Below are 12,592 nucleotides of genomic sequence, written 5' to 3'. Positions count from 1 at the left end.
ATGGCAAAGAAGTCTAAGCAAACCCGTGTGAGACGTCAGTGCTTAGGCTGTGTATTTTACAGCCTTATGCACTGTTGCGTCGAACCCGGAGTGAAAACGAGTTTGCGGGACTTGCTTTGCCGATGGAGCGTGAGGAAAGATCAGAAGAGCACAAATAAATAAAATGTGAAATGTGGCGAGACTTAAAGAAGAGCAGAAAGGCAGTTGCGCATGGAAAAATCATCAAAGAGTCCAGAAAATAAAATTCAAACCGAACAGATGGCAGTCGGATATGGTTCGCGCCCGTTAATCTCGGAGATTGCGCTTCGGGTCAGAACGGGTCAGATCGTGACCCTGATCGGTCCAAATGGGGCTGGAAAGTCGACGATTTTAAAGAGCGTGATCGGTCAGCTTCCTCTGCTTGGCGGAATCGTCTACCTCGACGGAAAAGAGATGGGCGCGATGTCCGCGTCAGAGACAGCGAAAAAGATGGCGGTGATGATGACGCAGAAAGTTCGCCCAGAGCAGATGACATGCCGGGATGTTGTTGAGGCAGGACGCTATCCATATACCGGAAGATTTGGAATTCTGACGCAGACAGACCGGCAAAAAGTGCGGGAGGCGATGGAACTTGTACACGCAGAAGATCTCGCAGACAGAGAGTTTGCCCGGATCAGTGACGGACAGCGTCAGCGCGTTCTTCTCGCACGGGCAATCGCGCAGGAGCCGGAAATTCTCGTGCTTGACGAGCCAACGTCCTACCTTGATGTCAGCCACAAACTCGAACTTCTCGCACTCTTAAAAGAACTCGTGAGAAGTCGCAGGATTGCAGTGCTGATGTCCCTTCATGAGCTGGATCTTGCGGAGAGAATCTCCGATTATATTGTCTGCGTGGGGCAGTCGCGGATTGAGCGTTGTGGCACTCCCGAGGAGATTTTCACCGATCAGACGATCACAGAGTTGTATCAGATTCAGCGGGGAACGTTCTGTGCACAGACCGGAACTGTGGAGCTTGAGCGGCCGAAAGGAAGACCGGAGATCTTTGTGATCGGTGGAGGAGGATCGGCAATTTCGTTGTATCGTCGTCTGCAGAGGGAGAATCTGCCGTTCTTTGCGGGTGTAATAGCAGAAAATGACGTGGAATATCCGATTGCACAGGCACTGTCGGCAGAACTCATTTCCACTCCGGCATTTGAACCGATCGGGGATGCAGAATTTGCGCGGGCAGTGGAGTATTTGAAGACCTGTCGGAGCGTGTTCTGTACCGTGGAGCGGTTTGGTACGATGAATCGCAGAAATCAGGAGCTGAAAAATCTGGCGCAGAACCTTGGGATTTTGAAGAATTTCTGAAATTTCTGTATGCGGGCGGAAATTTTCTGAACGGCAACTTTTTGAAAAAAATGGAATCGGGGCGCCGGAGAGAAAGGATTTACAAAGCAAACGAAACCTTGTATAATGAAGCCATGCGTCCATAAAGAAACATACCAAACACATCAGGGTAGAGATTGTGAACGGATAGAGATGTTGTGGATGTGATAAAATATGGAGACAGGGAGATTAGTTATGAGCGACGAGAAGAAGATAGAAATTACAGAAGGAAAAAAAGAGCTTCTGATCAGACTGACAAAAGAAGAGGGGGAATTCTTTATTTTGATGTCTGCTTGCACCAGAGCTCCTTATGTAGAGTGTGATCCGGAAACCTTTGATGATGAGGTTATGATTTATTTTGACGAGCAGAGCGCAAAGGCAAAGACCGAGGAGCTGGCACAGAAGAAGATTCCGACAACCGTGCTGAAGCTGGCGTCCAAGCAGATGCTTCTGTTCTTTACCACTCTGTATACAATGGGTGTCAATGCTCTTCACCTGAGCTTTAACGGCGAAGAGACGACGATGCAGATTCAGGAGATCGTGAAGAAGAGAGATCAGAAGGAAGCACCGGATGGCTCTGTATGGGTGGAGAACCCACAGCTTCATCTGACTGCCGTTTACTTTGCACAGGAGCTTCGCAGACCGGCAGAGGAGGATACGAAGGAGCGTCTCAAAGAGCTTCAGGAGGAGATGCTCGCAGACTTCCGCAAGAGCAGTCTGATTTTTGCAATTCAGAAAGATACAAACGCAACCCCGATGATCAAGCTCAAGGACGGTGAGAAATACCAGCCGGTATTTACCGATGTCTTGGAGTTCCGCAAATTCTGTCAGGATGACAGCTTCCGCCCGGTGATCGTGAAGGCAGAACAGCTTCCGAAGGTTCTTGATAAGGACGCAAAGGGTGTTATCTTAAATATGCTGGGAGTAAACCTTCCGCTTCAGATCACCCGTCCGATTCCGGTTATGAATGCTGTTCCGGCAAATGATCCGGCAGTTCTTGCAAAGGCAGCAGCAGATGCGGCAGCTACCGCAATCCGCGAGGCAAATGCCGAGAAGTCTGAGAAGAAGGACGACGAGGAAGAAAAGTAAAATCCGTTATCGTTTGTGCAAGACCAACGCATGGTGTGCAATGCCAACGCATGAATGATAAAGAAAAATAGGCTCTTTTCAGTAGATTCATGCATATTCTTTCATGGGAACCGTTACGTTGAACATGGAGGGGTATGCATGAAATGCTGTAAAGGAGTTTTTGAGGGCGGAGGCGTGCGCGGAATCGCTCATGTCGGAGCCGCCTGCGGGATGGAACAGGAAGGCTACCGTTTTGAGTCCGTCGCGGGTTCTTCCGCGGGGGCTGTGGTTGCTGCGCTGATTGCGTCCGGCTATGAGTGCCGAGAACTGAAAAGAGAGATGGAGACACTGAATTACCGAAAGTTTCGTGGGCGGGATATGGTGGATAACTTCGGGACAGTGGGAAAACTGCTGTCCCTTCTCTTTTCTCTTGGCGTGTACAACAACCGGTATCTCGAAAAATGGATGGAGCAGGTACTTTCCGAACGGGGGATTCGGACATTTGGGGATCTTCACCGGAGAGGCAGAAGGCTGATCATTCCGGTCAGCGATCTGTCGATGCGCCGGCTTTTGATTTTTCCCGATGATCTGAGTCTCTTGGGGTTGAATCCGGAGACCTTTCCGGTCGCGAGGGCGGTGCTTGCAAGCTCGAGCATCCCGGCCTTTTTTGAGCCTGTCTCTCTGCGGGATGCAAAGGGACGGGAGCATCTGCTCGTGGATGGAGGGTTGCTCAGCAATTTTCCAATCTGGGCGATGGAGGCGGAGGAAGATCCGAACTGTCCGACTTTCGGATTTCAGTTTCTTGACTGGAATGAGGAGGCGGGAGCAGACTACTGGCTGGTAAAACGCAATCTGCCCGATTATCTGAGAGCACTCGTCTCGACGTGTATGGAAGCGATCGACAACAGCATGCGCCCGGAGGAGGATCAGAGACGGATCATCTGGATTTCCACGACGACGGGAAGCGGTTCGCGGGAGAGAACGATCCATGCGACTGATTTTGATTTGACGGCAGAGGATTGTGAGGGATTGTTTGAAAACGGAGTGCGGGCGGTACAGAAGTATTTTGGTTAGTGTACACGGGTAGGCATTTTCTGAACTGAAAATGCCGTATGATGCAGTGGTGGTAGCAGATTTTGCCGATTTGGAATGCGAAGCATCGGCAAAATCTGTTACTGTTTGCGCAACGCGTAAACGGTAAAGTATTTTGCAAATGGTCAGGATATAATATCTTATTAAATTTGTAAGATTTCTGTCGATGCTCTTCACTTGACGAGAAAGTTGGAGGACTCTATAATAAGGATAACTGTGCAGGAGAAAATTGGCGGAGATTCCAAAAGACTTCTCAAGACTCCAAATTAAGGCACGGTCAGAAAGCAGGTTTTGGATTTGATAAAACGAAGATGGAAGACGAATCTTTGCCGGATCATTTTGACAACGGCGTTTGGGCTGGCAGTGTCGATGACGGCGATGGCGGACGATTCGGCATTTGTTTCAGGCACTTCGGTCAACGGGCTTGGAATCGGCGGTATGACGGTGGAGCAGGCAGGAGAGCATATCAGCAGTTTCTACTCCAGCAAATATCAGTTGAAGATAAAAGAGAGAGGCGGAAAGGAAGAGACGATAAACGGAGCTGACATCGGGTTTGCGGTGGGACTTCCGGACGGATTTCTTCAGACGATCCTCGATCAGCAGAATGCATCCGGACGCGCATTTGGACCGGATGTGGACAATTCCAATCGAACCGAGATGGCAAATACATTTGACGAGCAGGCACTGACCGACAAGGTGAATGCACTGAATTGTCTGAGTGGAAGCGGGATTGTGACGACGGCAGATGCGTACATTTCCTCTTATCAGGAGGGACAGCCGTTTGAGATCGTTCCCGAGGTGAATGGAAACAACCTTTACCCGGATAAAGTTCTTGAGGCAGTGAAAAATGCAGTCACTTCTGGAAATTCAGAGGTTGACCTGGAAGCGTCCGGGTGTTATTATGCAGTCACAGTCACAAAAGATGACGAGGGGCTTAAGAACCTCTGCGATACCCTCAATCAGGTTCGCGAGATGAGCATCACCTATGTGATTGGAGATCAGAGCGAGGTGCTCGACTCTGCGACAATCTGTTCCTGGATTACGGGAACGGCTGATGGTCAGATTCAGATGAATCGCGATCAGGTCGCAGGATGGGTACAGACGCTTGCAGGAAAGTACAATACTGCAGGAACGACGCGCACCTTCCACACGGCGACGGGGCGCGATGTGAGTGTGAGTGGTCCTTACGGATGGAAGATTGATCAGAATGCGGAGACTGACGCATTGATCGGTATGATTCGCACGGGACAGACGCAGTCGAGAGAGCCACAGTATGCACAGACCGCAGTTAATCATTCCGCACAGGAGTGGGGCACGACTTACGTTGAGGTGGATCTGACCGGACAGCATGTCTACATGACGAAGGATGGAAGCGTTGTCTGGGATGCACCGTGTGTAACCGGAAATGTCTCAAAGAATTACACGACTCCGGCAGGTCTTTACAGCCTGACCTACAAGGAGAGAGACCGGGTTCTGCGTGGGGCAAAGAAGGCAGACGGAACGTATGAATATGAGAGTCCGGTTTCCTACTGGATGCCGTTTAACGGCGGAATCGGATTCCATGATGCGACATGGAGAAGCAAGTTTGGCGGTACGATTTACCAGAACAGTGGAAGTCACGGTTGTGTGAACCTTCCGCCGGAGAAGGCAAAACTTCTCTATGATCTGGTGTATAAAGGAATTCCGGTTATCTGTTATCAGTAGAGACCGGGTCAGGGCACATTCTTTGTCGCCGGATTTTAGAAACGAGACAGAGCGGGATTGCTACGGGGAAAATCGACCTGTGGCAGTTCCGCTTTTTGGGGCGTTTTGTGCAATGTGAGTTTTGCGAGATGTGAGTTTTGCGAGATGTGAGTTTTACGAGATGTGAGTTTTGCGCAGTATGAGATGAGAATGCAGAAACGAAGGATAGATAAAAAGGAAGAAGAGATATGACAGACCAGAATGCAGGCACAGCGGAGGAGATCAGTCTTCGCGGAAGAAGTCGGAGACGGGGAAGCGCAAGGCCGGAACAGGGACATACAGAGAAGGATGCAAAGAAGATAGAGCGCGAAGAACGGACGAGACGTCAGACAAAGAGAGAGAAACATGCAAAGCCGGAATCATCTGGTTCGGAATCAGCAAAGATGACGGCTCAGATTCTGAATCCGGAATGGTCGGAGGAGGAAGACGTTTCGGAGACTGCGGGAGAGCACAGACCGACGCGTGCTCGGAGTCGCAGAAGAGGAAGTCAGAATGAGGAAGCTCGCCGGGTACAGGCAGGCGAGGGTGCAAGAAGAGCAGGCACAGACAATTTAGAATCCGGGCGTTCAGAAAATCATCATTCAGGAAACAACCGTTTGGGAAACAGCGATTCAGGCACGGGCAATTCGAGTGAGGATGGACAGGCACGCCGGAGTGTGAGAAGAAGTCGCGCACGGCAGAACAGTGAGCCGGTTCAGGTGAATGCATTTGAAGCCTCGGCGGGGGGAGCTGTTGCCGTGGAGATGCCCCGCAGGGGAATGTCGAGAAGTCGGTCAGCGCGCGAGGAAGCACTTCGCCGTGAGGCGGAGGCAATGCGTCAGGAGAGCGCGGTAGCCGATGAGGAGAAGACCTCCTCGATTTCCGGAAAGGCCATTTTAAAAGGACTTGGAATTGTCACAGGAATTGCTCTTGTTGTTGCAGGTGGCGTCTATGTTGGACTTGCTCAGAAGTATAAGACGGTCTATTTCCCGAATACGCTGATCAATGGCATCGATGCCTCCGGTCTGACTCCGGATCAGGTGAAGGAGCAGATCGAGGCGGGAATCAACCAGTACACGATCACAATCCGCGAGCGCGGAGATCAGACAGAACAGCTGAGTGGTCCGCAGATTGATCTGCATCCAGTTTACGACGGAACGCTTGAGAAGCTGATTGAGGATCAGAATCCTTATGTCTGGGGAAAATATCTGCGAACAGACCGCATTTTTACGATGGATACGATCGTCGCATTTGATGAGACGAAGATGGATGAGGTCTTCCACAGTCTGGCATGTATGGACCCGGAACAGGTCACAGCGCCGGTAGATGCGCATCGCTCAGATTATATCAGCGGAACGGGCTATCAGGTTGTCGAGGAAGTGCAGGGAAATACCCTCGATGAGCAGTCGGCACTCTCCGTGATCTCTGAGGCAATCATCGGATTGAACGATGAGGTTTCGCTCGAGGATGCAGACGTTTATCTGAAACCGGCGATCACGTCCGACAATGAAGATTTACAGAATAAGGTCGCAATGTGGAACAAATATGTGGGCGCGAAGATCACCTACAAGTTTGGAAGTGCGCGTCAGACACTTGACGGCGACACGATCAACACCTGGCTGTCGGATGACGGAGAGGGCAATCCGGTTCTGAGTTCGTCAAAGATTGTCGAGTATGTGGCGCAGATGGCAAAGGAGAGAAATACCGCTTATCAGCCAAAGACGCTCAAGACCACGACGGGTAAGACCGTGACGATCAAGGGACCTTACGGCTGGAAGATCAATCAGGATGCGGAGGCTTCGACTCTGAGAGGACTGATTGAGGCTGGTGAGACGCAGGAGCGCGAGCCTCAGTATTCGCAGAAGGCGGCTTCCCATGATGGAAACGATTACGGAAGTACTTATGTGGAGATCAACCTGACGGCCCAGCACCTCTACTTCTACAAGGGCGGAAGCCTCGTTGTCCAGTCGGATTTCGTGTCCGGAAATGAGTCGAAGGGATGGAGCACGCCGGCCGGAGCTTATCCGCTGACTTACAAGCAGAGAAATGCGACGCTCAAGGGTGAGAACTATTCGACGCCGGTTTCCTACTGGATGCCGTTCAATGGTGGAATTGGTCTGCACGACGCTTACTGGAGATCAAGTTTTGGAGGAACGATCTACAAGACAAACGGATCTCACGGATGCATCAACCTTCCGCCGGCAGTTGCAAAGACGATTTATGAAAACATTTCTGCCGGAACAGCGGTGCTGTGTTACCACTAAAAGTTTGTTTTTGCACCTTGTTTTCCTGTTTTTGATGTTTTATATTTTTTCAAGTTCATAGAGATTTTTTGAGGAGAGAAACAGTTATGAAGAGAGAGCCTGAGCGTGAACGCAAATTTCGGTCTTCCTATCAGGGACCGAAGGTACGCGCAAAGAAGAAAAAGAGACGCGGTTCATCCGCAGTTGTCCTGGCAGGTGGAGCCGTTGTTGTGATGGCAGTTCTGATTGTCGGAGCGCTTGTCAAGGGAAGAAGTGGTGCTTCTGCGCCGAAGGCAGTGACGACGGCGGAGAGCGGTGCAGAGAATGCAGAGGCAAAGACCTGCACGGCTCTGACGATCAATGGAATCGCGTTAAACGGACTGACGAAGGAGGAAGCACTCGCGGAGATCGTAAAGAGCTATCCGTGGGCGATCCAGGTTAAGCAGGACGAGGAGAGCGAGGAGACCGAGGCAGTTCCGGATCTCACAAAAGAGTGGATCAGCGAGTGTCTGACCGACATTTATCAGGACGGGGCAACCGGTGATCGCGAGCTCGACGAGACAAAACTTCAGGAGCTTGTCGCGGATCAGGTTGCAACCTACGCAGAAAAGTGGGATAAGCAGGCAAAAAATGCTGTGATTGACCGCTATGATTCGGCGAGTGGACAGTTCCTCTTCAGCGATGGATGTTCAGGTCTGAAACTCGACGAGGAAAAGATGGTGTCCGACATCATGAGTGCGGTGAAGAACGGTCAGTTTGATGCGATTGTTCAGGCAGAGTTTGGTGACAATGTTCAGAAACTCACGATTGACGAGGCGCGCCAGAAGTACACGACGCTTGCGACGTTCACGACGGAGACGACGGAGAATGAGAAGAGAAATACGAACGTTCGTCTGGCAGCAGAGGCACTCAACGGCACGATTGTTCAGCCGGGAGAGGAGTTCTCGTTCAATGCGATTGTCGGACAGCGCACACCGGAGAAAGGCTATCAGGAGGCGGCTGCCTACAACAGCGGAGAGGTTGTTCAGGAAGTCGGCGGAGGTGTTTGCCAGATGTCAAGTACACTCTACCGCGTTGTCTTTCAGTCCGGAATGGAAGTCACTTATCGCCGTTCTCACACGTTTGAGCCGAACTATGTGACTCCGGGACAGGATGCGGCAATCAGCTGGGATTATCCGGATTTCCGTTTTGTAAATACATCCGAGTATCCAGTCGGTATTCTTGCAAGTTATTCAAACCGCAAGGCGACGGTTTCCCTCTATGGAATCCGTGTTCTGCCGGAGGGAGAGACCTGGGATCTTGTGTCTGAGAAGGCGGAAGAGCTTGACCCGCCGGATCCGGTTTATGTCGAGGATGTTTCCCTGAAACCGGGAACCGAGAAGACCGTGAAAGCCGGAACGAGCGGAAGTCGTTGGGTTACCTACAAGGTTGTGTATCAGAACGGTCAGGAAGTCTCAAGAACCGAGGATCACTCTAAGGTTTATCAGGGACATTCCGCAGAGATTCACCGCAATACCGCAGGTGGAGCCGGATCTGTGCTCAATGAGAGCCAGAGCGCTGGAAGCAGTGTGACAAATTCTTCAAATTCCACGAACTCAACGAACACAACTCTGGAGAGTAGCGAGACGAAGAAGGAGAGCACAGTAAGAGCGACTGAGGCGACAAAGGAAATCACAAAGGAAACCACAAAGGCAAAAGAAACCAAGGAAGAGACGAAGGCAAAGCCGAAGGAGACAACAAAGGCGGAGACGAAAGCGGAAACAAAAGCTGAGACAAAGGCAGAAACGAAGACGGAGACAAAAGCCGAGACGAAGGCAGAAACCAAGGCAGAGACTACCTCTGCTCCGAAAGAGCCACAGGCAGAACCGCAGGCTCCGGGATCAGCACCGACTTCCTCGGATGTGCCGATCGTTCCACCACTCTCCTAAAGAAAAAAGGCGGTAAAAATTACCTACTAGATCAATATAAAAAGGAATTGACAAACGTTTTTTAGGGTTGTATGATAGGTACAGTCAAAAAACGGATTAAGAATGAGGGCAAGGGGGTCCCCGGGTAAGGGGATTTTCTTACCCTCATTTTAGGTCTGGAGAGTAATTGAACATCGAGGAGGATACAATTATGAAAAAGAATTTAAGAGTTCTGACTACAACCGCAGTTGCAGTCATGGCAATGGCATCTTTGAGTGCATGTGGTGGAAGCACGACTTCTGCAACCACAGCTGAGACGAAGGCGGAGAGTGCAGAGGCAGGCGCAGAGAGCAGTGATTCCGCAGAGGCAGAGAAGAGCGCAGATGCAAAGGATGCCAAGGCAGATTCCGCAGACAAGAAAGTCTTGAAGGTAGCAATGGAGTGCGCTTATGCACCGTACAACTGGACTCAGCCGGACGACTCCAACGGAGCTGTTCCGATCGCAGACAGCAACGAGTACGCTTATGGATACGATGTCATGATGGCAAAGAAGATCGCAGATGAGCTCGGATATGATTTACAGATCGTTCGTCTTGACTGGGATTCCCTGATTCCGGCTGTTCAGACCGGTCAGGTAGACTGCGTCATTGCAGGTCAGTCGATCACAAAGGAGCGTCAGGAAGCAGTAGATTTCACCGATCCGTATTACTATGCAAGCATCGTAACACTGGTAAAGGCTGGCGGAAAGTATGAGAATGCAACAAGCGTTGCTGATCTGGCTGGTGCAACCTGTACCTCCCAGCAGAGCACGATCTGGTATACCGTATGTCTCCCGCAGATTCAGGACGCAAACATCCTGTCCGCTACCGCAAGTGCACCGGATATGCTGATGTCCCTCGAGGCAGACAAGTGTGACATCGTAGTTACCGATCAGCCGACCGGTAAGGGCGCTCTGGTTGCTTATCCGGACTTCAAGATGCTTGAGTTTGGTGGCGGAGATGATGATTTCCAGGTAAGCGATGAGGACATCAACATCGGTATCTCCTTAAAGAAGGGCAACACCGAGTTAAAGGATGCGATCAACGGCGTTCTGGCTACGATGGATAAGGATGATTACGCAAAGATGATGGACGAGGCAATTTCCGTTCAGCCTCTGGCAAACTAAGGAATTTTGAAGTTTAAATTTTTGAAACTTTTAAATTTTGAAATTTTGGAACAGATGTAGATGTTTTGATGGCTCTGACGGCGAAGAAAGTCCTGTATGGACTTCTTCGCCTTGTGTCGCCTTTGGGTGACGGGTTCGTTTCAGAAGAGTTTGGCAAAACAGTTTCGGTAAAATGGTTTCAATAAAACAAGTTTGGTAAAGTTGCAGAAGAAAGAAAGCAGGAAAGTAAGGAGCGAAAATTACTATGCCAACAGACTTTTTAGGCCGTGTGATGGTCGTATTTCAGCGATATGGAATGTCTATGTTGCAGGGCGCAGGTGTCAGCCTGAAGATTGCAATTGTGGGCACGATCGTGGGATGCTTGATCGGATTTGCGGTAGGACTGGTGCAGACGATCCCGATGGAGGAGAAAGATTCCCTCGCAAAAAAGATTGTTTTGCACGTATTCAAATTTATTTTAAATGTATATGTGGAGTTCTTCCGCGGTACGCCGATGATGGCGCAGGCGATGTTCATCTACTTTGGACTCTTCCCGCTCATGGGAATCAATCCGACGATGACACAGGCAGCGTATTTCATCCTGTCGATCAATACGGGTGCATACATGGCTGAGACGGTTCGTGGCGGTATTCTCTCCGTCGATCCGGGACAGACAGAGGGCGCAAAGGCGATCGGTATGACGCACGTTCAGACGATGATCTATGTCATTTTGCCACAGGCACTGCGCAACATCATGCCTCAGATCGGCAACAACCTGATCATCAACATCAAGGACAGCTGTGTGCTCTCTGTAATCGGTGTTGCAGAGCTTCTCTACAAGACGAAGGCGGCAGCGGGCGCACTCTATATGAATTTTGAGACTTACACGATCACGATGATCATGTATTTTATCATGACATTTGCATGTTCCCGTCTCCTGCGTTGGGTGGAGAACCGGATGGATGGTGCAGACAACTATGACTTGGCGACGACAGACACTCTGGCACATACGAGCGGAATGTACAGCTATGACGATAAGAACAAGAAGAAGGAGGAAGAGTAAATGGCATCAGAACATGTATTGGAGATCAGCCACCTGAGCAAATCCTTCGGAAAGCACGTCGTTTTGCGCGACATTGATTTCACGGTAAATACCGGAGATGTGACCTGTATCATCGGTGCTTCCGGTTCCGGAAAATCCACGCTTCTGCGCTGTGTCAACATGCTTGAGACTCCGACGACCGGAGAGATCCTCTACCATGGCAACGACATCACAAGCCCGGGCGTCAACGTTCCGGCATACCGTTCCAAGGTTGGGATGGTGTTCCAGAGCTTTAACCTGTTCAACAACATGACGGTTCTCGAGAACTGCATCATCGGTCAGACGAAGGTTCTGAAGAAGAACAAGGAAGAGGCAAAGAAGAACGCGATGAAGTACCTCGAGAAAGTCGGCATGGCACCGTATATCAACGCAAAGCCGCGTCAGATTTCCGGTGGTCAGAAACAGCGTGTCGCAATCGCCCGCGCACTTGCGATGGAGCCGGAGGTTCTGCTGTTTGACGAGCCGACTTCCGCCCTTGACCCGCAGATGGTCGGCGAGGTGCTTGCCGTTATGCGCACGCTCGCAAAAGAGGGCATCACGATGATCATTGTGACGCATGAGATGGCATTTGCGCGCGATGTCTCAAGCCACGTTGTCTTCATGGCAGACGGAGTCATCGAGGAGCAGGGCAAGCCGGAGGAGATCTTTGGCAACCCGCAGAAGGCAAAGACTCAGGAATTCTTGAGCCGATTTATTCAGGGATAATTTATTCAGGAATAAAGATTTTTCATCAGACAGATAGAGTTGGGATAGGGCTTATGTATAAATTTGGAATTTATACATGAGCCCTATTTTGGTGGCATAATATCAGGAAAATAATGTTAGAAAACTAATATCAGGGAACTAATACTAGGAAATTTAATAGCGGCTTACAAATTTGCTAATATATTCCAAAAGAGAAGCAGATTCGTTAAGATGAGTATATCCCAATTATCATTCATTTCAAGTCGATGCAATATTGGCTTAG

9 protein-coding genes are annotated in these 12,592 nt (G+C 50.2%); all 9 read left to right on the top strand.

Annotated elements, in window-relative coordinates; genetic code table 11:
* Nucleotides 1–210 precede the first annotated feature (210 nt).
* The 9 genes from ACR0QT_RS00440 to ACR0QT_RS00400 all read left to right on the top strand — a co-directional run bounded on the left by ACR0QT_RS00440 (nt 211) and on the right by ACR0QT_RS00400 (nt 12,330).
* Nucleotides 211–1,329, top strand: coding sequence for an ABC transporter ATP-binding protein (locus ACR0QT_RS00440; RefSeq protein ID WP_432628949.1), 1,119 nt, complete (start codon nt 211–213; stop codon nt 1,327–1,329).
* Nucleotides 1,330–1,542: 213 nt separating this feature from the next.
* On the top strand, nt 1,543–2,436 hold the full coding sequence (locus ACR0QT_RS00435) for an SseB family protein (protein WP_432628948.1): 894 nt from the start codon (nt 1,543–1,545) through the stop codon (nt 2,434–2,436).
* A 138-nt stretch (nt 2,437–2,574) separates the two neighbouring features.
* Nucleotides 2,575–3,489: a patatin-like phospholipase family protein gene (locus tag ACR0QT_RS00430; RefSeq protein ID WP_432628947.1), complete on the top strand. Its 915-nt coding sequence runs from the start codon at nt 2,575–2,577 to the stop codon at nt 3,487–3,489.
* Nucleotides 3,490–3,804: 315 nt separating this feature from the next.
* Nucleotides 3,805–5,211 carry a L,D-transpeptidase family protein gene (locus tag ACR0QT_RS00425; protein WP_432628946.1) on the top strand — a complete coding sequence of 469 codons (1,407 nt, stop codon included), beginning with the start codon at nt 3,805–3,807 and terminating at the stop codon, nt 5,209–5,211.
* Nucleotides 5,212–5,438: 227 nt separating this feature from the next.
* On the top strand, nt 5,439–7,493 hold the full coding sequence (locus tag ACR0QT_RS00420; RefSeq protein WP_432628945.1) for a L,D-transpeptidase: 2,055 nt from the start codon (nt 5,439–5,441) through the stop codon (nt 7,491–7,493).
* A gap of 86 nt (nt 7,494–7,579) precedes the next feature.
* Entirely contained in the window at nt 7,580–9,400 is a 1,821-nt protein-coding gene (locus tag ACR0QT_RS00415; protein ID WP_432628944.1) for a VanW family protein, read from the top strand.
* Between the two features lie 190 nt (nt 9,401–9,590).
* The gene (locus ACR0QT_RS00410) at nt 9,591–10,544 is read left to right on the top strand and encodes a transporter substrate-binding domain-containing protein (RefSeq protein WP_432628943.1); all 954 of its coding nucleotides are present in this window, start codon (nt 9,591–9,593) and stop codon (nt 10,542–10,544) included.
* Nucleotides 10,545–10,788: 244 nt separating this feature from the next.
* On the top strand, nt 10,789–11,586 hold the full coding sequence (locus tag ACR0QT_RS00405) for an amino acid ABC transporter permease (protein ID WP_432628942.1): 798 nt from the start codon (nt 10,789–10,791) through the stop codon (nt 11,584–11,586).
* On the top strand, nt 11,587–12,330 hold the full coding sequence (locus ACR0QT_RS00400; protein ID WP_432628941.1) for an amino acid ABC transporter ATP-binding protein: 744 nt from the start codon (nt 11,587–11,589) through the stop codon (nt 12,328–12,330). It begins immediately after the preceding gene.
* The last annotated feature ends 262 nt before the right edge of the window (nt 12,331–12,592 follow it).

It is taken from the genome of Brotaphodocola sp. (assembly GCF_050873365.1).
Classification (GTDB): domain Bacteria; phylum Bacillota; class Clostridia; order Lachnospirales; family Lachnospiraceae; genus Brotaphodocola.
This window is presented reverse-complemented; position numbering and strand designations above follow the sequence as displayed.